We start from the raw sequence: 26228 nt of genomic DNA, 5'->3' as shown, positions 1-26228 counted from the left end.
AGCACCAAGTAAACAGCAATGTGAGCGCATTGTATGGGTTTTATGGAGCAGATAAAAAGAATGGATCAGGGACTAAAGACTAGGCAATTTTGCCAATGGCGCAAGCAGATATTTAACATCAGTTTATTGGGCTTTTGTGCAGCGATCGCCCTTGAAACTTGTACTACTGCTGCTACACCAGTAGCAAAGCTAGATAATTGGCGTTTTTCCCCAAAAACACAGCAACTCGAAATCAACCTTTCAGCAGGCACAACCCCCCGTTATTTCTACTTAGCCCAACCCTCTCGGCTTGTTGTAGATTTACCGAATACCAAGTTGGGCAAAGTTACCACACAACAAAATTATTCTGGAGCAATCAAAAGCATTCGCGTTTCTCAACTGAATGCAAATGACACACGCATTGTCTTAGATTTAGCGCCAGGGACTACTTTTAATCCTAAACAGGTACAACTACAACCAGTTTCCCGAAAAAACTCCACTCGCTGGGTATTACGTCCCGTTAGTTCTGGTAAAACTACTGCCGCGAAACCAGGAAACTCTGCACCTTCACCCAAGAAACAACCTCAAACACCGTATAAGTCACAGCCGTCTAGTAACCTACCCGTAACCACTACTAATCTACAAGCGCCCTTACTCACAGTTCCGCCTATATCAAATGACCTGCCCACAACAATTACTAATAACTCAGGGCAGCCTTTTGTTACCGTACCTCCCCTAAATCCGAATACCTCCTCTCAACAACCTGCTTTGATTCTTCCCCCTCCTTCTTTCCCAAATCAACCCGGTAACTTAAATAGCATTCCTCCTTCTGTTACGTCAGAATTTCCAGTTCCAACAATCCCCAATGCTTCCAATCCCCAGGTAATCGAGTTTGGCCAACCTTTACCCAAAACTAAATAATAATTGGGCATTGGGCATTGGGCATGGAAAATTGAACCAATGCGCCATGCCCTAGTAATGTTGTGCTTCTAGCTATTACTGTCCTCCAACTAACTCCTTCACCTTGTTGATAATGCTCACTGGATCGATACCTTGATATGGGTACTGTTCCCACAAACCACCGCAACCTTCTTTATGAGTTCCAAGATGAGCATATTTGGGAGTCAACCCGCGCTCTAGCAGCCAAGAACCGAAACGGCTGCCTAAGCCAGTGCGACGGTTGAAGGCTTCTACTACAAGGACAAAAGGAGCGTTACCAATTTTGGTAATCATTTCTTCATCAATAACGTTTAAAGTTGGTTTATTAATTAAACCAACGTCTAACCCTTCTTGCTTAAGACGCTCTACAGCATCAACGGCACGGTAGAGAGCATCGCCAAAACTGATGATATAACCTTGCGTTCCCTCTCGTACAATCTCATCTTTACCGGGAACAAATTTGTACCCACTTCCAAATAAGTCATTGCCGTTGCTGTCCTGAATATTGGGGACTTTGGAACGGGTGGAGAAAATAAACCGCAGTCCAGGCTCAAAGAATATAGCTTCTACACAAGCTGTCATTTGATTAACATCTGCTGGGAAGTACAGCTGTGTTTCGTAGCCATCATCCAAGCCGTTGTCGGCAAACATATTGTTCAAACCGAAATGGCAGGTGTTATCTGCCATGTCATCTATACCCGCATGGGAAAAGTGGCACAGAACATTGGAATAGTTCAGCCGTGCCATTGTGATTTCTGAGATACACATTTCTAAGAAGGCACTGAAGGTGGCAAAAATACCTTGCTTGCCCTTCTCCATCCCAAATCCAGCCGCAGCAGAGAAGTTGCTCCGTTCCATGATGCCGGAGGGAATAAATATTTCCGGGTATGTATCGTGAATTTTCTTCAAACCGCAGGAGCCTTCTAAGTCACTATCAATGACCTTCACTTTTTCTTTACGCTCCGCCTCACTCATGCGACTGAGGACACCCACCACGGCTTCACCAAACACATTGCGGTTAGCGCCCCATTTGTCACTGGAACCCAGAAATGTATATGTTTGCTTGGGTTTATCAATACTTTTAAGGTATTCGACAGCCGCAGTTTGTCCACGAGATTCTAAATACTTAACTGCTAAATCTACAGAAATTACATCATGACCATGAGTGGAACCTTCTAAACCTTCAATACCAGGGCACATCGGGCGTTTATTGATAATAGCGATCGCTCCGGGAGTATTCACAGCTTCACAAAGGCGACGGTATAAATCGTCTAAGTCTTCTCCATCTCCTTGAAGTACTTTTAAACCGTGCCCTTCTAAGGTTTTGGCGACGCTGAAACCAGGTAAATATTTAGAAGGATGTCCAGCGATCGTTACATCATTGTCATCAATGATCAGCTTGACGTTAAGATGTTGAGCAACAGCCAAGCGAGCAGCTTCAGCATCGTTTCCTTCTTGCTGCGATCCATCAGAACCGAGGCAGAAAACAGCCTTGCCTGGATTTGCCATTGCCACACCATTGATGTAAGGCCAAACATGACCCAAGCGGCCAGAACTAAATTTCACACCAGGAGTTAGCCCTAGTTCGGGGTGTCCTGGTAAATGGGAATGTGCTTGCCGATAATGTAAAAGTTGCTCGGCAGGCAAGTCACCATGCAACGTTGCCATTAAATATTGGGTAGCGACTCGATGTCCTGCTTCATCAAAGAAAATCGGTACAAATTGCTCTGATGCCCCCCGGAAAAAGGCATCAAGGATCATCACCTCTGGCACTGTATCATAAGGCCCCCCAGTATGACCGCCGACTCCGCTAGCAGCGCCAGTTGCTGTAAAAAAGACGATCGCATCTCGGCAGAGTTGAATATTCGCTTTGAGAGTCTCTCGCTGTTGGGCGGTAAGGCTGGAATTTGCTGGATTGAGCGCTAAAAATTGGTAAGCACCGAGATCAATCGGAAATTGGGTATTAATAATAGTCATGGTTTATTGATTGAATAAAAAACAATTTGAACAGATGGGACGCGCGATCGCACTACAAAAAAATTGTTAAAACCCCCATTGGGCAACAATTATCCAAGTTCAAGTCAACCACTTGGAACCACAATGGTTCCGAGTGATTTCATCAAATGCCAAAATCAATACATTCGATTGTGCATGAATGCGCTTGAATTCAATTGAAGTTACGGATTACCGTACAAAAACTTGCATATCAATAAGTATAAACTCACAAACGTGCAATTTCAAGGTCAAAAACGCATCTTCAGGAAAATTAATTATGTTAACTGCTGAACGACGACAATTCATCTTAGAAATTCTGCGTCGTGATAAAAAGGTACTTTCGACAGAACTTAGCGCTGTTCTAAAGGTTTCTGAGGATACGATTCGGCGGGACTTGCGAGAACTGGCAGAAACTGGACTATTGCAACGCGTTCATGGGGGAGCGCTTCTCAAATCTCCAGCCACCGCTAGTTATGCCGATCGCCAAAAGCAAGCGCCAAAAGAAAAGGAAGCGATCGCTCGGACAGCAGCAAAATTAGTTTGTACGGGACAGGTGGTGATTTTAGATGGAGGTACAACAACTCTCCAAGTAACCCGTCATTTGCCCCTAGATTTGCACGCAACAGTCATCACAAATAGTCCGCCAATAGCAGTTGCTTTAGCAGAACATCCCCACATAGAGGTTGTGATGTTAGGTGGACAACTCTACAAAAAAGCTTTGGTGAACGTGGGTACTGTCACAATTGAGACTTTACGGATGATTCGTGCAGATTTGTGTATGTTGGGAGTTTGCAGTTTACATCCAGAAGTTGGGATTAGTGTACCTAACCTCGACGAAGCGCACGTCAAACGAGCCATGATTGCTGGCTCGGCTGAGGTAGTCGGATTAGTGACAGCAGAAAAATTAGACACGGCTGCTCCTTATCTAGTGGAGTCTATTCATGCTCTGACTTACCTAGTAACAGCACCTACGGTATCTAATAATATGTTGAGTGCCTACAAAGCTTTAGGTTTGACCATTATACGTGATGAGTACGAGTAATCTGATTTTGAAGATGCGATCGCCAGGGACTGGGGATACAAGGAGAATAAGGGAGATGAGGAAGGGGACAAGGAAAATAATTCCTCACTTCTAAATCAGCACTCGGAACTGTTTTGCCCTATGCCCAATGCCCCATGCCCTATGCCCAATGCCCAAATCAAAATCTATCCGTTTCTTGAGGTGTTCCAACTGCCCCTGGTTGAGCCGTAAAGAAGTTTTGAGCGGCTTCGTTCTGATATATACACCTAATATCAGGTTGACCACTGTCCAAGTTACCTGTGAATCCAAAGGTGTTCAGGCGATTTTTGCAATCTCTAACCTGATCCGATGTCACTAGCTTACGTTGCTCTAAAAGCGCCCAGTTATTTTGTCGGATCACACATCCAGGACGCATACTCGGCTGGGCAACATAAACATTAAAAGGGTTGAGAGTAACGAACAGTCTAGCGTCCATCACCATCGCGCTAGCTCCGTACTGCACACAAATCTCAGGGTTTGGTGCTTTGGTGTCAATAAATTCACGGGAAGCCACATTTGATGGGGCTAACGTGGTTGTAGAACTAAAAGCAATGCCAATCCCAATTCCCAGAATCAACACCCCTCCCATAATTGCGATGGTGAAGAGGTTAAACATAGGGGATTGGAAAATAGAGGATTTAGAAGTAGTAGCCGATCTACCAGTTGGTTTACGTCTCATTTTTGCTTAATCACCTTCACGTCGATTTTGCAGGGAGTTGTCTAAAGTTTTCTCTCTCTTTTCAGTATGCCTAGTCTTGACTGTAATTGGCTGCAATTTTCTGTGCGATATCTTTTTTAAACGAGAAAAACAGCAACTTATCTAGATAACTTACTGTGCATCAATAAATAAAGGTTGTTAATAAGCGGCTCTAGCTCTAAAAATATGCTTAAAGCCCTTACTACAAACTAATATTAGTTTTACGTTGCTGAAAATACTTGAATTTGTTCTTGTCAACTTACATTATTTGTCCAGAGTTTCAACTTTATCGTTTTTTGTTTTTATTTGAATAATTGGTAAGTATTTTGTCTATATTGGGTCGTTAAGAAATTGTTATTAGTTATGACTCTTTATACTGATTATATTTTAATTGATTTTAAGTTTTATTGATTATAACATATTGTTTATTTTTGCTAGTGATCGCTGTTTCTCTGTGGGGTGGTTATAAATTCGCTCACCAGCAGGATTAAAACCTTAATTACAACCTCTGTTTTAATTGTTGAATTTTCTGTAAAACTTTTTCTCGATGCTGCGTCAACTTTATCCATCGGGGTAGGCGACTGGCAAGACTGCCATTGTGCCAGCCTAATGTGTCATCAGTCAAACGTTCTCGCAACCTTGATTGAACATAGCTTTCCAAGAAGTTCAAATGTGCTTCATTATACGCCCATAGCACCTGACCACAACAGGAGATTTGTAACCACAAAGGTAAGCCAAAAAAATGGTCTAATATTCCATAGCTAGAATTGCTTTTAGCCTTGTAATTGTTTTGCCACAACAGCAATGCGGCTTTTCGCTGCCCATTCTTTGGCTGTTGTTTTGTATAGCTACAGTGCTGACAGGTAATTCTTTTGATTGAACTGGGATTTGATTGTTCAGAGTTTACAGTCAATATTTTGGCAGTGCGATTGCATTGTGGGCAGCGAACTAAAATTTCTCCCTCAAAATCAGAAAGCCTTTTGCCGTAGTCTCTAAATCTTACAACCATTTCAGATGACCACTTCTACCGTTTCTGCAACAATTTCCAGAAATTCTGTTGATTCACCCCGCAACAAAAGCTGACGTACCCTTCATCAGATAGGCGTTAAGCAAATTCGTCTAGATACAGCATTTATTTACCAGACTTCCCGCCGATTATTTGCATCTTGTGCTTTTCGACTCAGCATTATTGAAATGCTGATTGAATTAAGTCATTAGTCATTTGCTTATAACTCAATGACTAATGACTAATGACAAAGGACTAACTAGCTAACAGAGTTTTTTCTAGAGAAGTCCAACGGAAGGCGCGATCGCCACCTCTCTCAATTACTACTTTCACTCGTGGTTCTAGCTGAGGCAAATTCGTTAAATACTCAAGTTCCTCATTGGAAAGAATATGCCCTTCAATAATCCACAAAACCAGCCCCTTTGACTTTGGTGGTAGCTGTTCTAGATGAGAATTGAGAATTGGTGGCAAATAGTACACCTGACCTACTGCCGCACCGCTACCAGTGCTTTTTTTTCCAAGATGAGGAGGTCTGACTCCATGAATTCTTGTGAGATAGGCAGCTACGTCGCCTAGTCCCTTGGCAGTAATGTGGAGGGTGGTATATCCAGCAGCGCGTAGTCGGCGCTGATATCTACCTTCATAACCCCCTTCCAGAGGTACATACACTCCAAGAGCGCCAAATTTTTCCAGATCGCGGATTAAACCGTTGCCAGTGGTAATTAGTGCCATAGATTTTCGTCGTATCCCACTTAGATATCTCTATTATTTACCCTGAACTGATAGATTAAAAGCATTTTCTTCGGGAATTGGGAATGGGGCATTGGGAATTGGGAAGAGGACTTGGGGACAAGGAGAAAGACTTGTTTCAAGTTCTCACCTCTTGTCCCCTTGTCCCCTTGTCCCCTGCTCCCCCTGCCTCCCCTACTCCCTAAAAATAACTCTATAAATTACTGGACAAACATAAATAAATAATTTATATTATTAGATTGTGACCAAACACGCAAATTAGATAAACTTTTTACTGTCATTCTGAGGTAGTGTTAGCATTAAGAGCTGATAATTTAATCCAAATTGGATAATATAACTCAGATTGATCATAGACTGGTAAACTAAGAAAGCTTTCAGGTCAACATTGGAGCTTATGGATGAACAATCAAAGCCAATCCTAAGCTCCAGAGTGAATTTGCTCCTGTGCCTCTGAAAAAGCAGGCGAAATCTTAAACAATAGTTTAAGGTATTTAGGGAAGTAAAACTGAGCAGCAATGTTGGTTTCATGGCATTACGTCAGTCTCAGTTAACGGATACTGGGCGGTAAAGACCGCTTAAGTCCAACTGCAACACGGCAGTAGCCAAACTCCGGGAAACCGTCATTAGGGCGTATACCAATCGGAAAACCCGCCGACAGCGCTGCCTCCAGAAAGTGCCAGAGCAATTGCTTGGACGAAAGCATTGCTGCACACAGCTTCAAGCTGTAGCGCCTTGCATTGATTCCAGAAGTTACTCCTTCCCAAACGGAAGAGAATTGTAGCTGTTCTGGTGATCTATTGAGTGAAGCTAAACAGATTCACCAAGCAGTACGGACACGGTTTGTTGTGTCCCAAAGTATTTGGACTGGTTTACTGAAACCATTCCAAATTTCGCAGGCTAACTCAGCCTAAACTGATGCGTACAAAGCGTGTCCTCTAGAGTCCAATTCCAAGGTCAGCAAGTAGAAAGGAGAACCAGTTACTGTGTCTGTAGGTATTCTCGGCACCAAGCTGGGCATGACCCAAATATTTGACGAAGCAGGAGTAGCTATTCCTGTGACTGTCATTCAAGCAGGGCCATGCACTGTTACACAAGTTAAAACGAAACAAACCGACGGTTACTTTGCCATCCAAGTTGGTTTTGGCGAAGTTAAACCAAAGGCACTAAACAGACCACTACTGGGTCATTTGGCTAAATCATCTGCCCCAGCATTGCGTCACCTAAATGAATATCACACTGATAGTTCTAGTGATTATGCTTTAGGTCAACAGATTAAAGCAGATATTTTTAGTGCGGGTCAAATTGTCGATGTAGTCGGCACAAGCATCGGTCGCGGTTTTGCAGGAAACCAGAAGCGCAACAACTTTGGTCGTGGGCCCATGTCACACGGTTCCAAAAACCACAGAGCGCCAGGTTCTATTGGTGCTGGTACAACACCAGGTCGTGTCTATCCAGGTAAGCGGATGGCAGGACGTTTAGGTGGTAAACGCATCACAATCCGTAAGCTGACCATAGTGCGAGTTGATGCAGAACGCAATTTATTGCTAATCAAGGGAGCAATTCCTGGTAAACCAGGCGCTCTAGTAAGTGTTGTACCTGCAAAAGTAGTGGGATAGTCAAAAGTCATTAGTCAACAGTCATTAGTCAAAAGTCATTGGCTAAAGACAAATGGCAAAAGACCAATGACAAATGACAAGAGACAAAGGACAAATAACAAAGATGGTTGAAAGCGTAGTTAAAAATTGGCAAGGAGAACAGGTCGGCGAGACGACCTTCGAGTTGCGCGTTGCCAAAGAAGAAACAGCGTCTCATATCGTACACCGCGCCTTAGTACGGCAATTGACTAATGCTCGTCAAGGAAATGCCAGCACAAAAACTCGTGCTGAAGTCAGAGGCGGTGGCCGTAAACCTTGGCGACAAAAAGGTACTGGTCGCGCTCGTGCAGGGTCTATTCGTTCACCATTGTGGCGTGGTGGTGGTGTGATCTTTGGGCCAAAGCCTAGAGACTTTGACCTGAAGTTGAACCGCAAAGAGCGACGTTTAGCACTGCGGACAGCATTTGTCGGTCGTATTGACGACTTGATCGTAGTAGAAGAATTTAGCACCGAACTATCTCGCCCGAAGACTAAAGACTTAGTGGCAGCACTTGCCCGTTGGGGAGTAGTACCAGAAAGCAAGGCACTGTTAATTTTGTCTGAAATTGCGGATACAGATAATGTTTATTTATCAGCCCGCAACATTGAAAATTTAAAACTAATTGCAGCCGACCAGTTAAATGTTTTTGATTTACTGCACGCTGACAAAATTGTAGTTACGGCATCAGCCCTAGAAAAAATTCAGGAGGTCTACAGTGCCTAGCTTTGACCCCCGCGACCTTGCCGACTTAGTACGTCGCCCAATAGTCACCGAGAAGGCGACTATCTTGATGGAGCAAAATAAGTACACCTTTGAAGTAATTCCAAAGGCATCCAAGCCAGAAATCAAGGCTGCGATCGAAGACTTATTTCAGGTCAAGGTTGTAAAAGTCAACACCACCTTACCACCACGTAAAAAGCGGCGCGTTGGTAAATTTATCGGTTATAAGCCCCAATATAAGCGAGCCATTGTTACAGTCGCACCTGGGGATGAAGACAAGATTAGACAAGTTCTATTCCCAGAAGTCTAGGAATTTTAGATTTTAGATTTTAGATTGAGGAGTTTACTGAATAAATACCAAAGATGGTCGCAATTAGTTAAACACTCATTAAATCCAAAATTCAAAATCCGAAATTAAGTAAATCAAAAATCCAAAATCCAAAATAGATTATGGGTACTCGTTCTTATCGCCCTTATACCCCCAGCACTCGCCAAGTTACAGTTTCTGACTTTGCGGAAATCACAAAAACCGAGCCAGAAAAATCCCTAACGACCTCCAAGCATCGTGCCAAAGGTCGGAATAATACAGGGCGGATTACCAGTCGTCGTCGGGGTGGCGGACACAAACAACTTTACCGGATCATCGATTTTAAAAGGGATAAACATAATATTCCTGCCAAAGTCGCCGCAATTGAATACGATCCTAACCGCAATGCCCGAATTGCCCTTTTGTATTACCAAGATGGCGAAAAACGGTACATCCTTCATCCCAACGGATTGAAAGTTGGAACAATAATTATTTCTGGTCCCGAATCCCCCTTTGAAGATGGTAATGCTTTACCTCTATCACGGATTCCCTTGGGTACTAGTGTTCACAACGTAGAAATGACTCCTGGTAAAGGTGGTCAAATCGTGCGTGCTGCTGGTGCTAGCGCTCAAGTTGTGGCAAAAGAAGGTGATTATGTAACTCTCAAGTTGCCATCGGGAGAAGTCCGCTTAATTCGGCGTGATTGCTACGCCACCATTGGGCAAGTGGGCAACACCGATGCGAGAAACCTGAGTGCAGGTAAAGCCGGACGCAATCGTTGGAAAGGTCGCCGTCCGAAGGTTAGAGGTAGCGTCATGAACCCAGTGGATCACCCACATGGTGGTGGTGAGGGTAGGGCTCCTATCGGTAGATCGGGACCTGTTACACCTTGGGGTAAACCCACATTGGGCGCAAAGACACGCAATCGCAAGAAACTTAGCAGCAAATTCATTGTGCGTCGTCGCCGTAAGTCTTCTAAACGCGGTCGCGGTGGTCGTGAATCATAGAATTTTAGATTTTAGATTTTGGATTTTAGATTGGGGTCTACTTGTGAACATTGAAAATTTGTGAAACCTGATTGGACACCTAATTATCCAAAATCCGAAATTCTAAATCCTAATTCCTAAATCCTAAATCCAAAATTGAACTATGGGTCGTTCTCTAAAAAAAGGTCCTTTCGTTGCGGATCATCTCTTAAAGAAAATTGAAAAGCTCAACGACAACAACAGAAAAGAAGTTATTAAAACTTGGTCAAGAGCTTCAACAATTTTGCCCCTAATGGTAGGTCATACCATTGCTGTTCACAACGGACGACAACACGTTCCAGTTTTTGTAAATGAACAGATGGTAGGACACAAGTTGGGTGAATTTGCCCCGACACGCACCTACAGGGGTCATGGAAAAAGCGACAAAAAAGCGGGTAGGTAGTCACTAGTTATTAGTCATTAGTCATTAGCTAAAGACAAGTGACAAATGACAAATGACAAATGACAAAATTGGAGAAAATTATGGCTACTAATACTACTGAAGTAAAAGCGATCGCTCGTTTTATCCGCATCTCGGCCTACAAAGTGCGTCGGGTACTCGATCAAATCCGGGGGCGATCGTACCGAGAAGCGCTAATCATCTTGGAATTCATGCCCTATCGCGCCACTGAACCCATATTGAAGGTTCTCAGAAGCGCTGCTGCTAATGCTGAACACAACGCTGGGTTAGATCGGACTCAACTAGTGATTACTCAGGCTTATGCCGATCAAGGGCCGCCGTTGAAGCGGTTCCAACCAAGAGCGCAAGGTCGAGCTTACCAAATTCGCAAACCGACGTGTCATATTACTGTGGCCGTTGGAGCCGCACCAGAAAAATAAGCACGCTTACACGAATAAATTACGTAAAGTAAGAAATCTTAGAGGAAGCATTCGTGGGACAGAAAATTCATCCAGTTGGTTTTCGCCTGGGTATTACACATGAACATCAATCCCGTTGGTTTGCTGTTCCTGACCGCTATCCAGAACTTTTACAAGAAGACTACAAACTCCGTCAATACATAGAACAAAAGCTGGGTAGACTTGCTCAAAACAACGCCGGAATTTCCGAAGTGCGGATTGAGCGCAAAGCCGACCAAATCGACTTAGAAGTACGCACAGCTAGACCCGGTGTAGTAGTAGGGCGTGGCGGGCAAGGTATAGAATCCTTGCGTACCGGACTCCAAGGACTGTTGGGTAGTAATCGCCAAATTCGCATTAACGTAGTTGAAGTTCAACGAGTTGATGCTGATGCCTACCTAATTGCCGAATACATTGCTCAACAATTGGAACGCCGGGTTTCCTTTCGGCGAGTAGTGCGGCAATCAATTCAGCGCGCCCAACGTGCTGGTGTTCAAGGTATTAAAATCCAAGTCAGTGGCCGCCTCAACGGTGCAGAAATTGCCCGGACAGAGTGGACTCGTGAAGGTAGAGTACCTTTACATACCTTACGGGCTGACATTGACTACTCTTATTGCACGGCAAAAACTGTTTACGGCATTTTGGGCATCAAAGTTTGGGTGTTTAAGGGAGAAATTATTCCTGGACAGGAACCAGAACCACTACCACCAGCAAGCCGCGATCGCGAACGTGATCCCCGTGATCGCGATCGTGAACCCCGTCGTCGTCAACAACAACGTCGTCGCCAGCAATTTGAAGACCGCTCAAATGAAGGATAAATCGTCATTAGTCATTAGTCATTAGTCATTAGGAAATGGCAGATGACAAATGACAAAGGACAAATGACAAATGACAAGTAACAAACCATGTTAAGCCCTAGAAGAACTAAATTCCGCAAACAACAGCGCGGACGGATGGAGGGACTAGCCACCCGTGGTAGTACCCTCAACTTCGGTGATTTTGCACTCCAAGCACAAGAACCTGCTTGGATCACCTCCCGCCAAATCGAGGCTTCCCGTCGGGCAATGACTCGTTATATTCGTCGGGGTGGACAAATCTGGATTCGGATTTTTCCTGATAAACCTGTAACTATGCGTCCTGCTGAAACCCGGATGGGTTCCGGTAAAGGTAATCCAGAGTTTTGGGTAGCGGTAGTCAAGCCAGGACGAATTTTGTTTGAAATCGGTGGGGTTTCTGAAGAAATCGCCCGGGAAGCTATGCGTTTGGCTTCATTTAAACTGCCTATAAAAACCAAGTTTATTGTGCGCTTTCAACCACAGGAGCAGGAGTAGCTTATGCCTCTTCCCAAGATTTCAGAAGCTAGAGAATTAAGTGACGAGAAGCTCTCTGATGAAATTGTTGCGATCAAAAGACAACTATTTCAGTTGCGCTTGCAAAAAGCGACAAGACAATTAGAAAAGCCCCACCAATTCAGACAGGCTCGACATCGCCTAGCCCAATTGCTGACATTAGAAACAGAACGCAAACGGGCAGCAAGTCAATCGGCTAAAGAAGAAAAGTAGGAGATTATGGCAGTTAAAGAACGAGTTGGCTTGGTAGTGAGCGATAAAATGCAAAAAACTGTGGTGGTTGCCATAGAAAACCGCGCTCCTCACCCCAAGTACGGCAAGATTGTGGTTAACACCCAACGATATAAAGTTCACGACGAAGAAAATAAGTGTAAAGTAGGCGATCGCGTTCGCATTCAGGAAACTAGACCCCTGAGCAAAACCAAGCGCTGGAAAATCACAGAAGTCCTGAACATCAAACCTGCTTAAACCTCATCGTTGTTAGTTTCTAACAACATCACAAGGGAGAATAATTGTGATTCAACCCCAGACTTACCTGAATGTCGCAGATAATAGCGGTGCCCGCAAACTAATGTGCATCCGCGTTTTAGGCGGAGGCAACCGTCGTTATGGTTTTATCGGTGATAAAATTATCGCCGTTGTCAAAGATGCTACACCCAACATGGCTGTAAAAAAGTCTGATGTTGTGGAAGCAGTAATTGTCCGCACTCGTAAAGCTGTATCTCGTGATAGTGGTATGAGTATTCGCTTTGATGATAATGCTGCTGTAATTATCAACAAAGACGGTAATCCTAGAGGCACACGGGTTTTTGGCCCAGTTGCACGGGAACTGCGCGATAAAAACTTTACCAAAATTGTTTCTCTGGCTCCGGAGGTGCTTTAATGGCAACCAAACAGGGTACGCCCAAAGTATTCCACAAAATGCACGTCAAAACTGGCGACACAGTACAAGTGATTGCTGGAAAAGACAAAGGAAAAATTGGTGAAATTATCCAGGCACTTCCCCAACTGAGTAAAGTCATCGTCAAAGGTGTCAACATTAAAACCAAGCACGTCAAACCCCAGCAAGAAGGGGAATCAGGGCGGATTGTCACCCAGGAATTCCCAATTCATAGCTCTAACGTGATGCTTTATTCCACTAAGCAAAACGTTGCAAGTCGTGTTTGTTATACCTTTACCTCAGAAGGCAAGAAAGTCAGAAAACTTAAAAAAACTGGCGAAATTCTGGATAAATAGTCATTAGTCATTGGTCATTAGTCATTAGTTATAAAGACAAATAACAAAAGACAAAGGACAAATAACAAAGGACAATAAAAGTTCCCTGACCAAGCCCAGGGATATCAGGACAAAAAACTATGGCGACAACAAGACTCAAAAGCTTATATCAAGAGACAATCGTCCCCAAACTGATTAATCAGTTTCAATATACCAACGTTCATCAAGTACCGAAGTTGGTAAAAGTTACTATTAACCGAGGTTTGGGTGAAGCAGCTCAAAATGCCAAGTCGCTGGAAGCATCCATCAACGAAATTGCGCTTGTCACTGGTCAAAAACCAGTGGTGACGCGGGCGAAAAAGGCGATCGCTGGCTTTAAGATTCGTCAAGGGATGCCTGTGGGGATCATGGTGACACTCAGAGCCGAACGGATGTATGCCTTTTTCGACCGGCTGGTTAGCCTATCACTGCCCAGAATTCGAGATTTTCGTGGCGTTAGCCCTAAAAGCTTTGACGGACGGGGTAACTATACTCTGGGTGTAAGAGAACAGCTAATTTTTCCAGAAGTCGAATACGACAGCGTTGATCAAGTGCGTGGGATGGATATTTCCATCATCACCACAGCAAAAAACGACGAAGAGGGCCGCGCCTTACTTAAAGAATTAGGAATGCCCTTTCGCGATCAGTAAGTTCATCTATAGAGGGAACGATGGCGGCTAACGACACAATTGCAGATATGCTGACGCGCATCCGCAATGCCAACCTGGCGCGGCATCAAACTACACAAGTGCCAGCTACAAAAATGACCCGCAGCATTGCCAAAGTGCTACGGGAGGAAGGCTTTATTGCTGAAATCGAAGAAGCAGAAGAAGGGGTAAAACACAACCTAGTGATTTCCCTGAAATATAAGGGTAAGAATCGTCAGCCTCTAATCACCGCTTTAAAGCGAGTGAGTAAGCCAGGCTTGCGTGTTTACTCCAATAGAAAAGAATTACCAAGAGTACTAGGCGGCATTGGCATTGCCATTATTTCTACATCCAGTGGAATTATGACTGACCGCGAAGCGCGTCGTCAGAACTTGGGTGGCGAAGTGCTTTGTTACGTTTGGTAGTCATTGGTCATTAGTCATTTGTCATTAGTCATTGGTCATTGGTCATTAGTCATTTGTTATTAGTGAAAGACAAAGGACAAAAGACAAAGGACAAAGGACAAATAACAAAAGGCAAAGGGCAAATAACAAAGGACAAAAAGTAATGTCTCGTATTGGTAAACGTCCAATTACTATTCCCGCCAAAGTTGAAGTGGCGATCAATGGTACGAATATTGTGGTGAAAGGCCCGAAAGGAGAACTTTCTCGCACTCTCAGAGATAATGTCTCACTCTCTCAAGAGGGAGAAATATTACACGTAAATCGTCGGGATGAAACTCGGACATCGAAGCAACTGCACGGCTTGAGCCGCACTTTAGTTGCCAACATGGTTGAGGGAGTTTCCCAAGGTTTTCAACGCCGTTTGGAAATCCAAGGTGTTGGTTACAGGGCACAACTTCAAGGGCGTAACCTAGTTTTAAACATGGGTTACAGCCATCAGGTGCAAATTGAACCACCAGATGGGATTCAGTTTGCAGTCGAAGGTACCACTAACGTGATTGTCAGCGGCTACGACAAAGAAATCGTAGGTAACACAGCCGCAAAAATTCGCGCCGTTCGTCCACCAGAACCTTACAAAGGTAAAGGCATTCGCTATGCCGGTGAAGTGGTAAGACGTAAGGCTGGTAAGACTGGTAAGGGTGGTAAGAAGTAGAAATGAAACTTACTCGTAGAGAATCAAAAAACCGTCGTCATCGACGCGTTCGTGGCAAAGTTGTTGGCTCCCCAGAACGTCCGCGTTTAGCGGTATTCCGTTCTAATGAGCATATTTATGCCCAGGTTATTGATGATAGTCAGCATCAAACCATAGTGGCAGCATCGACTTTAGAACCAGAGTTGAAATCTAGTTTAGCGTCAGGTGCAAACCGCGACGCATCGGTGCAAGTTGGTAAGTTGATCGCAGTGCGATCACTAGAAAAAGGCATCACCAAAGTAGTCTTCGATCGCGGTGGTAACTTATATCATGGTCGTGTCAAAGCCCTAGCTGATGCAGCACGCGAAGCTGGTTTAGATTTCTAAAGTCATTGGTCATTAGTCATTAGTCATTGGACAAATGACAAAGGACAAATGACAAATGACAAAAGACAAATGACGTTCACCAGAGCATAAATTATGGCAACAGAGCGTAAAAGTAGAACAAAGCGTGCCAAAAAAGAAGAAACTACTTGGCAAGAGCGGGTTATCCAAATCCGCCGCGTGAGCAAGGTCGTCAAAGGCGGTAAAAAACTCAGTTTCCGAGCGATTGTTGTTGTCGGTAACGAACGCGGTCAAGTTGGTGTCGGAGTAGGCAAAGCCTCAGATGTAATCGGTGCAGTCAAAAAAGGCGTAGCCGACGGCAAAAAACATCTCATTGATATCCCCATCACCAAATCTAATTCCATCCCCCATCCCATTGATGGTGTAGGTGGCGGTGCAAAAGTGATTATGCGTCCAGCCGCACCTGGTACTGGGGTAATTGCTGGTGGTGCTGTGCGGACTGTGTTGGAATTGGCAGGAGTTCGTAACGTCTTAGCCAAGCAACTTGGTTCTAACAATCCGCTCAATAATGCTAGAGCAGCAGTCAATGCCTTATCTACATTGCGGACTCTTTCTGAAGTCGCCGAAGATCGCGGTATTCCTATTCAAAATCTCTACATCTAACTAGTCATTTGTCCTTAGTCAGTAGTCCTTTGTTCAGAACAAATGACAACCTACATAATGGCAAATGACAAATGAGAAACGAAAAATGACAACTTGGTAACTTATGAGACTCCATGATGTTAAGCCACAAAAAGGCTCAAAGAAACGCAAGAAGCGTGTAGCCAGAGGTATTTCTGCTGGTCAAGGTGCCAGTGCTGGTCTAGGTATGCGGGGTCAAAAGTCTCGTTCTGGTAGCGGTACTCGACCCGGTTTTGAAGGTGGTCAACAGCCATTGTACCGCCGCTTACCGAAACTGAAGGGCTTTCCGATTGTTAATCAAAAGATTTACACTACGATTAATGTAGAGAAGCTAGCCTCCCTTCCCGCTAATACGGAAGTAACTTTAGCCTCCTTGAAAGCAGCAGGTATCCTGACAGCTGTCAAAGGGCCATTGAAAATTTTGGGTAACGGCGAATTGAGCACTCCGCTCAAGGTACAAGCGGCAGCTTTCACAGGTACAGCTCGTAGCAAAATTGAGGCAGCTGGTGGGAGTTGTGAAGTCTTATGAGTGAGCCGGAACAGCGCACTTAAATGTAAGCCAACTCGCTGTCAGCGCCTGGTTCACTATAAAGGTAGCACTCTATGATCAGTCGAGACAAAGCCCCAACGGCTCAAGAAACTTTTATGCAGATGGCACAAGCAGCCGGGCTTAGAGGTAGGCTGCTTGTGACTGTCGGTGTTTTAATTTTGGTTCGCCTGGGTATCTTCTTACCCGTACCAGGGATTGATAGACCCAGATTTGCCGAAGCCATATCGGGCAATAATTCCATATTTGGTTTATTGGATATATTCTCCGGGCGAGGACTTTCGACTTTGGGCGTTTTTGCTCTAGGGATTTTACCCTTTATTAATGCGTCCATTATCATCCAATTGCTCACCGCGGCGATTCCATCTTTAGAAAATTTACAGAAAAATGAAGGCGAAGCGGGCCGGCGAAAAATCTCGCAAATTACCCGCTATGTCACTGTATGTTGGGCAATTCTCCAAAGTACAGCTTTTTCAGCATTATTCCTCCAGCAATTTGCCTTAAATCCAGGGCCAATCTTTGTAGCTGAAACTGCGATCGCTCTGACTGCTGGTTCTATGTTCGTCATGTGGGCATCAGAACTCATTACAGAGCGGGGAATTGGAAATGGAGCATCATTGTTGATTTTTGTCAACATTGTCGCCTCATTACCAAAAGCTTTAGGCGATACTATCGATTTGGTGCAAGTCGGCGGTCGGGAAACAGTGGGTCGCGTCATCGTACTAATCTTAGTTTTCCTAGCAACCATTGTTGGTATTGTGGTTGTCCAAGAAGGAATGCGCCGCATCCCGATTATTTCGGCTCGTCGCCAAGTAGGTCGTAGAGTTTTGGCAGAGCAACGGAGCTTTTTACCCTTGCGGCTAAATCAAGGTGGCGTAATGCCAATTATCTTTGCCGCAGCTATCCTCAGCTTGCCATTGCTAATTGCAAATTTCGCCAAGAATGCTGAGTTGGCAAATATAATTAACACTTATTTGAGTCCAAGCGGTTCTGGCTCTTGGGTCTATGCCTTGGTTTACATGATTTCCATTATTTTCTTCAGCTACTTCTATTCTTCGTTGATTCTCAACCCGGTAGATGTAGCGCAGAATTTGAAGAAAATGGGTTCTAGTATTCCTGGCATTCGTCCCGGTAAAGCGACTAGTGAGTATATCGAGCGCGTGTCAAACCGACTCACCTTTTTGGGTGCTATCTTTTTGGGCTTGGTTGCTATTATCCCAACCGGTGTAGAAAGTGCTTTAGGAGTACCCACATTTAAGGGACTAGGTGCTACCTCTCTGTTAATCCTAGTCGGTGTGGCGATTGATACGGCGCGGCAAATCCAAACATACGTAATCTCTCAGCGCTATGAAGGAATGGTGAAACAATAGTGACGCGACTAATCTTCTTGGGGCCACCTGGAGCTGGTAAGGGAACACAAGCTCAATCATTGGCGGAACATTTAAATATTCCCCATATTTCTACTGGGGAAATATTAAGACAAGCTATGAAAGAGCAAACTCATTTGGGAATAAAAGCTCAAAACTATGTAAATAGCGGCGAGTTAGTCCCCGACCAGCTAGTGCAGGACTTGGTACAGGAGCGCCTCAACCAACCAGATGCAGAAAATGGTTGGATTCTTGATGGTTTTCCCCGTAAAGTGACGCAAGCAGCTTTTCTAGAAGAATTGCTGGTAACAATACATCAGAGTGGCGAAAGGGTAGTTAATCTAGATGCACCAGATGATGTTGTGGTAGAACGTTTGCTAGCTAGAGGGCGAAAAGATGATACCGAAGAGGTGATTCGTCGTCGGTTAGAGGTGTACCGCGCTGAAACTGAACCATTAATTGATTATTATCGCGATCGCCAAAAACTTTTAACAGTCAATGGCAACCAGTCCCAAGAAGAAGTCACTAGTGAACTGCAAAAGGTAATCGCTTGAGGATCAGGGAGTAGGGGAGGAGCTACAGTAATTCTTCCCCCAATTCCCAATGTCCCATGCCCTCCCAAGAAACAGATCAATTTTAGCTAAGATATATTAATAAACTGTTGATATATTTCTTGAAATGTGTTCTCTTGCAGATGAAGTGCTGCAACTGAACACAAAATTGTTGAGTTGAGGAAAAAACAAATTGTCTAAGCAAGATTTGATTGAAATGGAAGGCACGGTTACAGAGTCCTTGCCCAATGCGATGTTTCGCGTTGACTTGGACAATGGATTTAATGTGCTAGCTCACATTTCCGGCAAGATTCGCCGCAACTATATCAAGATTTTGCCCGGCGATCGCGTCAAGGTAGAGTTAACTCCTTACGACTTGACCAAAGGCAGAATTACCTATCGCTTGCGTAAGAAGTAACTATATGTAGATGTAGAGAATTTTACCATAAAATCATCCTTTTGACTGTTTGCTAGTCAAATTAGTGGATTGTTTTCCCTAAAAATGCTATAATTTAATATTTGGAGTCAAAAAATAAAAGGCATGAAAGTTAGAGCCTCAGTCAAGAAAATTTGTGAAAAGTGTAGCGTGATCAAGCGTCGTGGTCGCGTCATGGTGATCTGCGTGAACCCCAAGCACAAACAACGTCAAGGATAACGCTCTTACAAACAGAGTGAGTTGTAACACGCATATCATCATTAACAACGAAAAAACGCGATTAATCACGTTTTTCCAACCAACAGTAATTGCGAAAACAATAGGGAGAGTTCATTGTGGCACGGATTGCCGGAGTAGACCTTCCACGCGATAAGCGCGTTGAAATCGGTCTAACTTATATCTACGGAATTGGTTTATCACGCGCTCAAGAAATTATAGCGGCTACTGGTGTGAATCCAGACACCCGCGTTAAGGACTTAAGTGATGCCGATGTGACAGCCCTGCGAGGCGAAATAGAAAGCAACTATCAAGTTGAAGGCGACTTGCGGCGTTTGGAGTCTTTGAACATCAAGCGCTTAGTTGACATTGGTACTTACAGAGGTCGTCGTCATCGCATGGGCTTACCAGTCAGAGGACAAAGAACTCGCACCAATGCCAGAACCCGTCGAGGCAGAAGGCAGACAGTGGCTGGTAAGAAGAAGGCTCCAGGGAAATAAATTTGCAACGCTTGCTAATCAGAGCAAGTTTTACCTTAAATCAACTAAACAAGTATGGCGAGACAACCAACTAAAAAATCCGGGAGCAAGAAGCAGAAACGGAACGTACCAAGTGGGATGGCCTACATCCAGTCTACTTTCAACAATAGCATTGTCACCATTACCGATCAAAATGGAGATGTCATCTCCTGGGCCAGCGCTGGTTCTAGCGGTTTTAAGGGAGCAAAAAAGGGAACTCCCTTTGCAGCGCAAACTGCTGCTGAAAGTGCAGCCCGTAGAGCTATAGATCAAGGAATGCGCCAAATTGAGGTAATGGTAAGTGGACCAGGAGCAGGTAGAGAAACCGCTATCCGCGCACTTCAAGGAGCAGGACTGGAAATTACACTCATTCGGGATATTACCCCCATTCCTCACAATGGCTGCCGTCCACCCAAACGCCGTCGAGTTTAAATACCAAGACTTGGGCATTGATGACGAGAAGCTACAACCAAAGAAAGTAAAGTTACTTACAATGACCGCTTGGGCGGATAACGTGCAAACTGTCATTGGGTGAAAACTTGGACCACCAAAAGCGAATCAGATTTTCCTGTAGGGAAAGCTGTTAAACTTTGGGAACCCAAAATATTATTAGCGCCTGAAAGCTCAATAGGAGCGTCAAACTATACCGTAATTTCATACTAGTAGTTTGATAGACCTATAACCTACAGGACATAAAGTCAATTCGGGAGGCAATTGATTTGTCTGCTAGCAGCACCTTAGAAAAAGGGAGGCTCATCCGTGGCGCAGTTTCAGATTGAATGTGTAGAGTCGAATACTGAAGAAAGTCGGAACCATTACAGTAAATTTGTTCTGGAACCTCTAGAACGCGGTCAAGGAACAACGGTTGGCAACGCACTACGGCGGGTTTTACTGTCTAACCTAGAAGGTACAGCAGTTACAGCAGTGCGGATTGCAGGCGTTTCACACGAGTTTGCCACAGTTCCGGGCGTGCGGGAAGATGTACTGGAAATCCTCATGAAAATGAAGGAAGTTATCCTCAAAAACTATTCCTCACAGCCTCAGATTGGTAGATTACTCGTTAGCGGCCCAGCAACAATTACTGCGGCACATTTTGATTTACCTAGTGAAGTAGAAGTCATCGATCAGACCCAGTATGTAGCCACCATCGCTGAAGGTGGAAAGCTGGAAATGGAATTTCGGATCGAGAAAGGCAAAGGCTATCGCACTGTAGAGCGAGGACGTGAGGAAGCCACATCGTTGGATTTTCTCCAAATCGACTCAATATTTATGCCGGTGCGAAAAGTCAACTATAGTGTTGAAGAATCTCGTGGGGAAGGCTTGATTCCAAAAGACCGACTACTGTTGGAAGTTTGGACAAATGGCAGTATTTCTCCTCAAGAAGCACTATCTTCTGCTGCTGCGATCTTGGTAGATTTATTCAACCCGTTGAAAGACATCTCCCTAGAACCAACAGACACAGGTTCGGATATTCCAGACGATCCAACTGCCCAGATACCCATCGAAGAGTTACAACTTTCCGTGCGGGCATATAACTGTCTCAAACGGGCACAAGTTAACTCTGTGGCAGATTTGTTGGATTATACCCAAGAAGACCTCTTAGAAATTAAGAACTTTGGGCAGAAATCAGCAGAAGAAGTCGTGGAAGCTTTGCAGCGACGCTTGGGCATCACCCTGCCAATGGAAAGAGGCTCTAAACACCCTTAAGAAAAACCTTCATAATTCATAGTGCATAATTATGCGTCACCGTTGTCGCGTCAAAAAACTCAGTAAACCAGCCGATCAACGCCGTGCTTTACTGCGATCGCTCGCCACCGAGCTGATCCGTCATGGTAAGATCACCACCACCTTAATTAGAGCGAAAGTTCTAAGAAGTGAAGTGGAAAAAATGATTACTCTAGCCAAAAATGGCTCCTTGTCAGCACGTCGGGAAGCCCTTGGCTATATCTTCGACAAACAACTGGTTCACGCTCTATTTGAGCAAGCTCCAACTCGATACGGCGATCGCCAGGGCGGTTATACCCGCATCCTGCGTACCGTACCGCGTCGGGGTGATAATGCAAAAATGGCAATAATTGAATTGGTTTAAGTCATTAGTCATTGGTCATTAGTCATTGGTCATTAGTGAATAACAAAGGACAAGTGACAAAGGACAAATGACAAAGGACAAAATCTGTATGTTAGAAAGCCACCAGCCTACACAAACTCATCGAGTAGCCTTGGTAATCCAATACCTGGGCACTCATTTTCATGGCTGGCAACGGCAAAAACAACACCGGACAGTCCAAGAAGAGATTGAAATTGCGATCGCTACTATTCTTGGGCATCATGTAACACTACATGGTGCTGGGCGAACCGATTCTGGAGTTCACGCTGCTGCTCAAGTAGCCCATTTTGAAGCAACAGGTTTTATTCCGCCTCACAAGTGGGCAACAATCCTCAACAGCTACCTGCCGCCAGATATATTAATCAGGGCTTCAGCTGGTGTAGATAACCGTTGGCACGCTCGCTTTAGTGCAGCCTATCGACGGTATCGCTACACAATATATACTGAAGATCGGCTTAACTTGTTTGTAAGACCCTTCAGTTGGCATTATTATTATGCACCCCTGGATGAATCTTTAATCCAAGCTGCCTTGAAACCTCTCTTGGGAAAGCATCACTTAGCTGCTTTTCACCGTGCAGGCTCAAAGCGATCGCATTCCTGGGTAGAGGTGCAAGCAGTAGAGTGTCGTCGCAGTGGGCCATTTATCCATATTGAAATACAGGCAGATGGATTTTTGTATGGCATGGTACGGCTGTTGGTAGGGATGCTGGTAGAAGTAGGTTCTGGACAACGAACACTTTCTAGCTTCACCGAACTCTGGAAAGAAGAACGCCGGGAAGAAGTGAAATATGCCGCACCGCCTCAAGGCTTGTGTTTGTTGCGAGTCGGCTATCCCGATTTTCCCTTTCCAAAAGAGATTTGGTACGACACCTTGCCAAAGTTCGTCACTAGTCAAGAGTCATTAGTCATTGGTTCTTAGTAACTACAAATGACAAAAGACAAATGACTAATGACAAATTAAAAATGACAAAGGACAAATGACAAATGACAACAGTTAAAACATACCTTCCTTCTCAAGCAACCCTTGAGCGTGAATGGTACATAGTAGATGCCACCGATAAACGCCTCGGTCGCCTCGCCAGCGAAATCGCTCAGGTATTGAGAGGCAAAAAGAAACCCGAATATACACCTCATCTAGATACAGGTGACTTCGTAATCGTCATCAATGCCGAAAAAGTAGCAGTCACAGGCAAAAAGCGCACTCAAAAGCTTTATCGTCGCCATTCTGGTCGTCCCGGTGGGATGAAAACGGAAACTTTCGCTAAATTGCAAGACCGCATACCAGAGCGGATTTTAGAACAAGCTGTTAAAGGTATGCTACCTAAAAATAGCCTGGGTAAGCAGTTGTTCACCAAGCTGAAAGTTTACGCTGGCCCTACGCATCCTCATGATGCTCAAAAACCTAAAGAACTAAAAGTTAGTACAATTCCTGGAGAAGAAAATTAATGGTAGTCGCAGATGCTAATAGCGGTCGCGCCGTATACTGGGGTACTGGCCGTCGTAAGAACGCAGTAGCACGGGTACGCTTGGTTCCAGGCACAGGTCAACTGACTGTGAACGGTAAAGATGGAAACTTGTATTTCCAATTTAACCCCAACTACCTGGGAGTCATTAAAGCACCCCTGGAAACTCTGGGATTAGAAAACGAATATGACATTTTGGTAAAAGCAGAAGGCGGCGGCTTGACCGGACAGGCTGATTCTGTTCGCTTAGGAGTTGCTCGTGCTTTGTGCCAACTAGACCCAGACAACCGCCCACCCTTGAAAACCGAAGGTTACTTGACTCGTGATCCAAGGGCTAAAGAGCGGAAGAAATATGGTTTACATAAAGCCCGGAAAGCACCTCAGTACTCTAAGCGTTAAGGAATTGGGTATTGATGAAGAAGGTGATAGGTTACAGAGAACAGGTGATAGTTTTCTGTTACCTCTAACCTGTTCCCTTCTCCCTTCTTCTAGCTGCAATTGAACGCTGAAAGTTATAATTTATATAGATTCATCACAAAAAGAACAATGGCTAAAGCTGATATTCACCCCAAGTGGTATCCAGATGCTAAAGTTTACTGCAACGGTCAAGTTGTTATGACCATTGGCTCTACAAAGCCAGAATTGCATGTAGACGTTTGGTCTGGAAATCATCCCTTTTACACTGGCACTCAGAAGATTATTGACACTGAGGGTCGAGTAGAGCGCTTCCTCCGCAAGTACGGTATGAGCAGCACTCAAACATCTGGCGACGAACAAGACAAAAAGTAGCGAGTTGGCTCTGCTGTTAACGACGGCCCTGCATCAGCTGGGTCGATTTTCATTTATATGCTCGAGCCAATTTGTTATTTTTTTAAGGAGCGATCGCACTCGTCATGGCTGAATCATACTTACTGGACAAACTAAAATCCGTTGAACAAACTTTTAATGAATTAACCCGTCGTCTTGGCGACCCCGATACCGCTAGCAATCCTGATGAGTATCAAGAAATTGCTAAGTCTCGTTCTTCTTTGGAAGAGGTAGTTAATACTTATGAAATTTGGAAAACAGCCCAAGAAGACTTAATCGGAGCGCGTCAGGTTTACAAAGAATCTGCAAGTGACCCAGAGTTGCAAGAAATGGCATCACTGGAAGTAAAAGAACTTGAAGAAAAAATAGAACATTTAGAGTCTCGCTTGAAAGTCTTACTGCTACCACGCGACCCCAATGATGAAAAGAATATCATGTTGGAAATTCGCGCTGGTACTGGTGGCGATGAAGCAAGCATTTGGGCTGGCGATTTGATGCAGATGTACACCCGCTATGCCCAAACTCAAGGTTGGAAAGTTTCTCTAGTGAGCGAATCTCGCGGAGAAATGGGTGGCTGGAAAGAGGTCATTCTAGAAATTAAAGGTAATGATGTTTACAGCCAGTTAAAGTTTGAAGCTGGAGTGCATCGTGTGCAGCGCGTGCCGGCAACTGAATCTGGGGGACGGGTTCATACTTCCACAGCTACTGTGGCGATTATGCCAGAGGTGGATGATGTAGAAATTCACATTGACCCGAAAGATATTGAAATGACTACAGCCCGTTCTGGTGGTGCTGGTGGACAAAACGTCAACAAGGTGGAAACAGCCGTTGACTTGATGCACAAACCAACGGGAATACGCATTTTCTGTACAGAAGAACGCAGCCAGTTGCAAAACAAAGAACGGGCAATGCAAATTCTGCGGGCGAAGTTGTATGACATCAAGTTAGGCGAACAACAAGCAGCTGTTACTTCCATGCGGCGATCGCAAGTTGGTACTGGATCGCGATCAGAAAAAATTCGCACCTATAATTATAAAGATAACCGCGCTACCGATCATCGGTTAGGTCAGAATTATTCCCTTACCCCTGTTTTGGATGGTGATTTAGAGACGCTTATCCAATCTTGTATATCTCTAGACCAGCAAGAACGGCTGGCGGAGTTAGCGACTTCTGCCGCTAACTAATTTCTGCTGTTAAATATCCTGTAAAACCACTTGTTGTACTGTTGCTTTTAACACAGACAGGTGGTTTTCTAATATCGCGTGGAGTGTATCTTCTATTTCACTGGGATAATGGTAATAGGCAAATTCGTACTTCATAACGTAATTTAACTTTGCCCATTCCTTTAGAGTTTGACAGGTATAAATTAAATTTTCTATTTCTTTTTGCCAACGCGCAAAAATCCTGTAGCTAAAAAAGCTACTGCATATATTGCCTTTTGCATCCCAATAGGAAATACAGACTTGATGCTTCAGAAGGTGGATTTTTTTGATTTGCTTAACATCGTAGCCTTTAACTTTTAAAGCTTCTTTGGTTTCTGCGTCAGAAATGTTCCACTGTTCTGGTTTAATTTTATTAGTAGCTATAAAGTTTTTACCTTTGCGGCGATATTGGTTAATTTTGCGTGGCTTGCGAAACATGATGCACCTTCGATATTATTTCTTCGCAGCAAAGTCTAGCTACTAGCACAACTGCCGTAGCAAACTAAGTTTTTTGGGTTGGTTAAAGATAGATGGGTTCGTCTACTAGCTTGATGCCTGTAGTTGCTGATTTACAACCAGAGATATAGTTTAGTACTAAAACACAAGGCTGTCAATATAAAAGTAAAATTGTAATATTGAAAGTAGACTTGTAAATAAAGTTGGCTAGCTATAT

39 protein-coding genes are annotated in these 26228 nt (G+C 44.3%); 33 read left to right on the top strand and 6 right to left on the bottom strand.

All coding sequences use genetic code 11. The annotated features are described in order from the left end of the window. Positions 1-60 precede the first annotated feature (60 nt). Complete coding sequence (locus ACFFRD_RS31040; protein ID WP_392479591.1) at positions 61-900, top strand: AMIN domain-containing protein; 840 nt, start codon at positions 61-63, stop codon at positions 898-900. A 75-nt stretch (positions 901-975) separates the two neighbouring features. Here ACFFRD_RS31040 and ACFFRD_RS31035 read toward each other — a convergent pair whose 3' ends face one another. Beyond that, on the bottom strand, positions 976-2895 hold the full coding sequence (locus tag ACFFRD_RS31035) for a transketolase C-terminal domain-containing protein (protein ID WP_392479589.1): 1920 nt from the start codon (positions 2893-2895) through the stop codon (positions 976-978). Positions 2896-3190: 295 nt separating this feature from the next. Between ACFFRD_RS31035 and ACFFRD_RS31030 the strand changes: the two genes are divergently transcribed. Beyond that, positions 3191-3955: a DeoR/GlpR family DNA-binding transcription regulator gene (locus tag ACFFRD_RS31030; protein ID WP_104906232.1), complete on the top strand. Its 765-nt coding sequence runs from the start codon at positions 3191-3193 to the stop codon at positions 3953-3955. Between the two features lie 157 nt (positions 3956-4112). Here ACFFRD_RS31030 and ACFFRD_RS31025 read toward each other — a convergent pair whose 3' ends face one another. The 4 genes from ACFFRD_RS31025 to ACFFRD_RS31010 all read right to left on the bottom strand — a co-directional run bounded on the left by ACFFRD_RS31025 (position 4113) and on the right by ACFFRD_RS31010 (position 7129). Next, a complete protein-coding gene (locus tag ACFFRD_RS31025; protein ID WP_392479587.1) occupies positions 4113-4652 on the bottom strand; it encodes a DUF3172 domain-containing protein in 540 nt (179 codons plus the stop codon). Positions 4653-5169: 517 nt separating this feature from the next. Further along, the gene (locus ACFFRD_RS31020; RefSeq protein WP_392479586.1) at positions 5170-5679 is read right to left on the bottom strand and encodes a hypothetical protein; all 510 of its coding nucleotides are present in this window, start codon (positions 5677-5679) and stop codon (positions 5170-5172) included. Positions 5680-5931: 252 nt separating this feature from the next. Then, complete coding sequence (locus ACFFRD_RS31015) at positions 5932-6408, bottom strand: NAD(P)H-quinone oxidoreductase subunit N (protein WP_114081982.1); 477 nt, start codon at positions 6406-6408, stop codon at positions 5932-5934. 565 nt (positions 6409-6973) lie between these two features. Next, positions 6974-7129, bottom strand: a complete 156-nt coding sequence (locus tag ACFFRD_RS31010; protein ID WP_159402540.1) for a hypothetical protein — start codon at positions 7127-7129, stop codon at positions 6974-6976. A 280-nt stretch (positions 7130-7409) separates the two neighbouring features. Here ACFFRD_RS31010 and rplC point away from each other — a divergent pair, with 280 nt between their 5' ends. From rplC to prfA, 31 genes are all read left to right on the top strand, one after another. Continuing rightward, complete coding sequence (gene rplC, locus ACFFRD_RS31005) at positions 7410-8042, top strand: 50S ribosomal protein L3 (RefSeq protein WP_094342450.1); 633 nt, start codon at positions 7410-7412, stop codon at positions 8040-8042. Between the two features lie 103 nt (positions 8043-8145). After that, entirely contained in the window at positions 8146-8784 is a 639-nt protein-coding gene (gene rplD, locus ACFFRD_RS31000; protein ID WP_114081983.1) for a 50S ribosomal protein L4, read from the top strand. Further along, entirely contained in the window at positions 8777-9091 is a 315-nt protein-coding gene (locus ACFFRD_RS30995) for a 50S ribosomal protein L23 (RefSeq protein WP_069070779.1), read from the top strand. The genes rplD and ACFFRD_RS30995 overlap by 8 nt, the downstream gene beginning before the upstream one ends. 140 nt (positions 9092-9231) lie before the next feature. Then, positions 9232-10095 carry a 50S ribosomal protein L2 gene (rplB, locus tag ACFFRD_RS30990; RefSeq protein ID WP_012410722.1) on the top strand — a complete coding sequence of 288 codons (864 nt, stop codon included), beginning with the start codon at positions 9232-9234 and terminating at the stop codon, positions 10093-10095. Positions 10096-10237: 142 nt separating this feature from the next. Further along, positions 10238-10516 carry a 30S ribosomal protein S19 gene (rpsS, locus tag ACFFRD_RS30985; RefSeq protein WP_012410721.1) on the top strand — a complete coding sequence of 93 codons (279 nt, stop codon included), beginning with the start codon at positions 10238-10240 and terminating at the stop codon, positions 10514-10516. Positions 10517-10596: 80 nt separating this feature from the next. Next, complete coding sequence (rplV, locus tag ACFFRD_RS30980) at positions 10597-10953, top strand: 50S ribosomal protein L22 (protein WP_012410720.1); 357 nt, start codon at positions 10597-10599, stop codon at positions 10951-10953. Positions 10954-11006: 53 nt separating this feature from the next. Beyond that, positions 11007-11789 carry a 30S ribosomal protein S3 gene (rpsC, locus tag ACFFRD_RS30975; protein WP_392479581.1) on the top strand — a complete coding sequence of 261 codons (783 nt, stop codon included), beginning with the start codon at positions 11007-11009 and terminating at the stop codon, positions 11787-11789. An 87-nt stretch (positions 11790-11876) separates the two neighbouring features. After that, positions 11877-12302 (top strand): 50S ribosomal protein L16, encoded by a 426-nt coding sequence (gene rplP / locus ACFFRD_RS30970; RefSeq protein ID WP_114081985.1) that lies wholly within the window; start codon positions 11877-11879, stop codon positions 12300-12302. A gap of 3 nt (positions 12303-12305) precedes the next feature. Further along, positions 12306-12533: a 50S ribosomal protein L29 gene (gene rpmC, locus ACFFRD_RS30965; protein WP_012410717.1), complete on the top strand. Its 228-nt coding sequence runs from the start codon at positions 12306-12308 to the stop codon at positions 12531-12533. 6 nt (positions 12534-12539) lie between these two features. After that, positions 12540-12788, top strand: coding sequence for a 30S ribosomal protein S17 (gene rpsQ, locus ACFFRD_RS30960; RefSeq protein WP_012410716.1), 249 nt, complete (start codon positions 12540-12542; stop codon positions 12786-12788). A 46-nt stretch (positions 12789-12834) separates the two neighbouring features. Then, entirely contained in the window at positions 12835-13203 is a 369-nt protein-coding gene (rplN, locus tag ACFFRD_RS30955) for a 50S ribosomal protein L14 (RefSeq protein WP_012410715.1), read from the top strand. Further along, positions 13203-13556, top strand: coding sequence for a 50S ribosomal protein L24 (gene rplX / locus ACFFRD_RS30950; protein ID WP_114081986.1), 354 nt, complete (start codon positions 13203-13205; stop codon positions 13554-13556). Before rplN ends, rplX begins: the two co-directional genes overlap by 1 nt. Positions 13557-13675: 119 nt before the next feature. Further along, positions 13676-14224, top strand: coding sequence for a 50S ribosomal protein L5 (rplE, locus tag ACFFRD_RS30945; protein ID WP_012410713.1), 549 nt, complete (start codon positions 13676-13678; stop codon positions 14222-14224). 20 nt (positions 14225-14244) lie between these two features. Then, positions 14245-14646: a 30S ribosomal protein S8 gene (gene rpsH, locus ACFFRD_RS30940; protein ID WP_012410712.1), complete on the top strand. Its 402-nt coding sequence runs from the start codon at positions 14245-14247 to the stop codon at positions 14644-14646. A gap of 142 nt (positions 14647-14788) precedes the next feature. Then, the gene (gene rplF / locus ACFFRD_RS30935; protein ID WP_193945779.1) at positions 14789-15337 is read left to right on the top strand and encodes a 50S ribosomal protein L6; all 549 of its coding nucleotides are present in this window, start codon (positions 14789-14791) and stop codon (positions 15335-15337) included. A gap of 2 nt (positions 15338-15339) precedes the next feature. Then, positions 15340-15702 carry a 50S ribosomal protein L18 gene (gene rplR, locus ACFFRD_RS30930; RefSeq protein WP_012410710.1) on the top strand — a complete coding sequence of 121 codons (363 nt, stop codon included), beginning with the start codon at positions 15340-15342 and terminating at the stop codon, positions 15700-15702. 93 nt (positions 15703-15795) lie between these two features. Then, positions 15796-16323, top strand: coding sequence for a 30S ribosomal protein S5 (rpsE, locus tag ACFFRD_RS30925; protein ID WP_012410709.1), 528 nt, complete (start codon positions 15796-15798; stop codon positions 16321-16323). 103 nt (positions 16324-16426) lie between these two features. Then, positions 16427-16870, top strand: a complete 444-nt coding sequence (gene rplO, locus ACFFRD_RS30920) for a 50S ribosomal protein L15 (protein WP_012410708.1) — start codon at positions 16427-16429, stop codon at positions 16868-16870. Positions 16871-16944: 74 nt separating this feature from the next. Next, positions 16945-18258, top strand: coding sequence for a preprotein translocase subunit SecY (gene secY / locus ACFFRD_RS30915; protein WP_114081988.1), 1314 nt, complete (start codon positions 16945-16947; stop codon positions 18256-18258). Beyond that, positions 18258-18809 carry an adenylate kinase gene (locus tag ACFFRD_RS30910; RefSeq protein WP_392479576.1) on the top strand — a complete coding sequence of 184 codons (552 nt, stop codon included), beginning with the start codon at positions 18258-18260 and terminating at the stop codon, positions 18807-18809. The genes secY and ACFFRD_RS30910 overlap by 1 nt, the downstream gene beginning before the upstream one ends. Positions 18810-18999: 190 nt before the next feature. Then, positions 19000-19224: a translation initiation factor IF-1 gene (infA, locus tag ACFFRD_RS30905; RefSeq protein WP_006276978.1), complete on the top strand. Its 225-nt coding sequence runs from the start codon at positions 19000-19002 to the stop codon at positions 19222-19224. Positions 19225-19347: 123 nt separating this feature from the next. After that, the gene (gene rpmJ, locus ACFFRD_RS30900; RefSeq protein WP_012410705.1) at positions 19348-19461 is read left to right on the top strand and encodes a 50S ribosomal protein L36; all 114 of its coding nucleotides are present in this window, start codon (positions 19348-19350) and stop codon (positions 19459-19461) included. Positions 19462-19577: 116 nt separating this feature from the next. Beyond that, entirely contained in the window at positions 19578-19958 is a 381-nt protein-coding gene (rpsM, locus tag ACFFRD_RS30895) for a 30S ribosomal protein S13 (RefSeq protein ID WP_012410704.1), read from the top strand. A 54-nt stretch (positions 19959-20012) separates the two neighbouring features. After that, positions 20013-20408, top strand: a complete 396-nt coding sequence (gene rpsK, locus ACFFRD_RS30890) for a 30S ribosomal protein S11 (RefSeq protein ID WP_012410703.1) — start codon at positions 20013-20015, stop codon at positions 20406-20408. Positions 20409-20735: 327 nt separating this feature from the next. Next, a complete protein-coding gene (locus ACFFRD_RS30885; RefSeq protein WP_114081990.1) occupies positions 20736-21683 on the top strand; it encodes a DNA-directed RNA polymerase subunit alpha in 948 nt (315 codons plus the stop codon). 31 nt (positions 21684-21714) lie between these two features. Then, on the top strand, positions 21715-22065 hold the full coding sequence (rplQ, locus tag ACFFRD_RS30880) for a 50S ribosomal protein L17 (RefSeq protein WP_094349105.1): 351 nt from the start codon (positions 21715-21717) through the stop codon (positions 22063-22065). An 88-nt stretch (positions 22066-22153) separates the two neighbouring features. Continuing rightward, on the top strand, positions 22154-23002 hold the full coding sequence (truA, locus tag ACFFRD_RS30875; RefSeq protein WP_392483207.1) for a tRNA pseudouridine(38-40) synthase TruA: 849 nt from the start codon (positions 22154-22156) through the stop codon (positions 23000-23002). Between the two features lie 65 nt (positions 23003-23067). Continuing rightward, positions 23068-23529, top strand: a complete 462-nt coding sequence (rplM, locus tag ACFFRD_RS30870) for a 50S ribosomal protein L13 (RefSeq protein ID WP_012410699.1) — start codon at positions 23068-23070, stop codon at positions 23527-23529. After that, entirely contained in the window at positions 23529-23945 is a 417-nt protein-coding gene (rpsI, locus tag ACFFRD_RS30865; RefSeq protein ID WP_012410698.1) for a 30S ribosomal protein S9, read from the top strand. Before rplM ends, rpsI begins: the two co-directional genes overlap by 1 nt. 147 nt (positions 23946-24092) lie before the next feature. Continuing rightward, positions 24093-24335, top strand: coding sequence for a 50S ribosomal protein L31 (gene rpmE, locus ACFFRD_RS30860; protein ID WP_069070756.1), 243 nt, complete (start codon positions 24093-24095; stop codon positions 24333-24335). Between the two features lie 104 nt (positions 24336-24439). Next, positions 24440-25537, top strand: coding sequence for a peptide chain release factor 1 (gene prfA, locus ACFFRD_RS30855; RefSeq protein WP_069070755.1), 1098 nt, complete (start codon positions 24440-24442; stop codon positions 25535-25537). 9 nt (positions 25538-25546) lie between these two features. Here prfA and ACFFRD_RS30850 read toward each other — a convergent pair whose 3' ends face one another. Beyond that, entirely contained in the window at positions 25547-25993 is a 447-nt protein-coding gene (locus tag ACFFRD_RS30850) for a hypothetical protein (RefSeq protein WP_392479572.1), read from the bottom strand. Between the last annotated feature and the right edge of the window lie 235 nt (positions 25994-26228).

Source organism: Nostoc sp. C110 (assembly GCF_043099725.1).
GTDB classification, from domain to species: Bacteria; Cyanobacteriota; Cyanobacteriia; order Cyanobacteriales; family Nostocaceae; genus Nostoc; species Nostoc muscorum_A.
This window is presented reverse-complemented; position numbering and strand designations above follow the sequence as displayed.

Coding starts and splice junctions, on each gene's coding strand:
- ACFFRD_RS31015 (WP_114081982.1), bottom strand. CDS start 6,408: ATGGCACTAATTACCACTGGCAACGGTTTAATCCGCGATCTGGAAAAA.
- rplE (WP_012410713.1), top strand. CDS start 13,676: ATGGCGACAACAAGACTCAAAAGCTTATATCAAGAGACAATCGTCCCC.
- rpsH (WP_012410712.1), top strand. CDS start 14,245: ATGGCGGCTAACGACACAATTGCAGATATGCTGACGCGCATCCGCAAT.
- rplV (WP_012410720.1), top strand. CDS start 10,597: ATGGCTACTAATACTACTGAAGTAAAAGCGATCGCTCGTTTTATCCGC.
- rplR (WP_012410710.1), top strand. CDS start 15,340: ATGAAACTTACTCGTAGAGAATCAAAAAACCGTCGTCATCGACGCGTT.
- ACFFRD_RS31040 (WP_392479591.1), top strand. CDS start 61: ATGGATCAGGGACTAAAGACTAGGCAATTTTGCCAATGGCGCAAGCAG.
- rpsE (WP_012410709.1), top strand. CDS start 15,796: ATGGCAACAGAGCGTAAAAGTAGAACAAAGCGTGCCAAAAAAGAAGAA.
- rpsS (WP_012410721.1), top strand. CDS start 10,238: ATGGGTCGTTCTCTAAAAAAAGGTCCTTTCGTTGCGGATCATCTCTTA.
- rpmJ (WP_012410705.1), top strand. CDS start 19,348: ATGAAAGTTAGAGCCTCAGTCAAGAAAATTTGTGAAAAGTGTAGCGTG.
- rplQ (WP_094349105.1), top strand. CDS start 21,715: ATGCGTCACCGTTGTCGCGTCAAAAAACTCAGTAAACCAGCCGATCAA.
- rplP (WP_114081985.1), top strand. CDS start 11,877: ATGTTAAGCCCTAGAAGAACTAAATTCCGCAAACAACAGCGCGGACGG.
- rplB (WP_012410722.1), top strand. CDS start 9,232: ATGGGTACTCGTTCTTATCGCCCTTATACCCCCAGCACTCGCCAAGTT.
- rpsQ (WP_012410716.1), top strand. CDS start 12,540: ATGGCAGTTAAAGAACGAGTTGGCTTGGTAGTGAGCGATAAAATGCAA.
- ACFFRD_RS30850 (WP_392479572.1), bottom strand. CDS start 25,993: ATGTTTCGCAAGCCACGCAAAATTAACCAATATCGCCGCAAAGGTAAA.
- secY (WP_114081988.1), top strand. CDS start 16,945: ATGATCAGTCGAGACAAAGCCCCAACGGCTCAAGAAACTTTTATGCAG.
- ACFFRD_RS31030 (WP_104906232.1), top strand. CDS start 3,191: ATGTTAACTGCTGAACGACGACAATTCATCTTAGAAATTCTGCGTCGT.
- ACFFRD_RS31025 (WP_392479587.1), bottom strand. CDS start 4,652: ATGAGACGTAAACCAACTGGTAGATCGGCTACTACTTCTAAATCCTCT.
- rpsI (WP_012410698.1), top strand. CDS start 23,529: ATGGTAGTCGCAGATGCTAATAGCGGTCGCGCCGTATACTGGGGTACT.
- rplF (WP_193945779.1), top strand. CDS start 14,789: ATGTCTCGTATTGGTAAACGTCCAATTACTATTCCCGCCAAAGTTGAA.
- truA (WP_392483207.1), top strand. CDS start 22,154: ATGTTAGAAAGCCACCAGCCTACACAAACTCATCGAGTAGCCTTGGTA.
- rplX (WP_114081986.1), top strand. CDS start 13,203: ATGGCAACCAAACAGGGTACGCCCAAAGTATTCCACAAAATGCACGTC.
- rplD (WP_114081983.1), top strand. CDS start 8,146: ATGGTTGAAAGCGTAGTTAAAAATTGGCAAGGAGAACAGGTCGGCGAG.
- rplM (WP_012410699.1), top strand. CDS start 23,068: ATGACAACAGTTAAAACATACCTTCCTTCTCAAGCAACCCTTGAGCGT.
- rpsK (WP_012410703.1), top strand. CDS start 20,013: ATGGCGAGACAACCAACTAAAAAATCCGGGAGCAAGAAGCAGAAACGG.
- ACFFRD_RS31020 (WP_392479586.1), bottom strand. CDS start 5,679: ATGGTTGTAAGATTTAGAGACTACGGCAAAAGGCTTTCTGATTTTGAG.
- rplO (WP_012410708.1), top strand. CDS start 16,427: ATGAGACTCCATGATGTTAAGCCACAAAAAGGCTCAAAGAAACGCAAG.
- prfA (WP_069070755.1), top strand. CDS start 24,440: ATGGCTGAATCATACTTACTGGACAAACTAAAATCCGTTGAACAAACT.
- ACFFRD_RS31035 (WP_392479589.1), bottom strand. CDS start 2,895: ATGACTATTATTAATACCCAATTTCCGATTGATCTCGGTGCTTACCAA.
- rpmE (WP_069070756.1), top strand. CDS start 24,093: ATGGCTAAAGCTGATATTCACCCCAAGTGGTATCCAGATGCTAAAGTT.
- rpmC (WP_012410717.1), top strand. CDS start 12,306: ATGCCTCTTCCCAAGATTTCAGAAGCTAGAGAATTAAGTGACGAGAAG.
- ACFFRD_RS31010 (WP_159402540.1), bottom strand. CDS start 7,129: ATGCTTTCGTCCAAGCAATTGCTCTGGCACTTTCTGGAGGCAGCGCTG.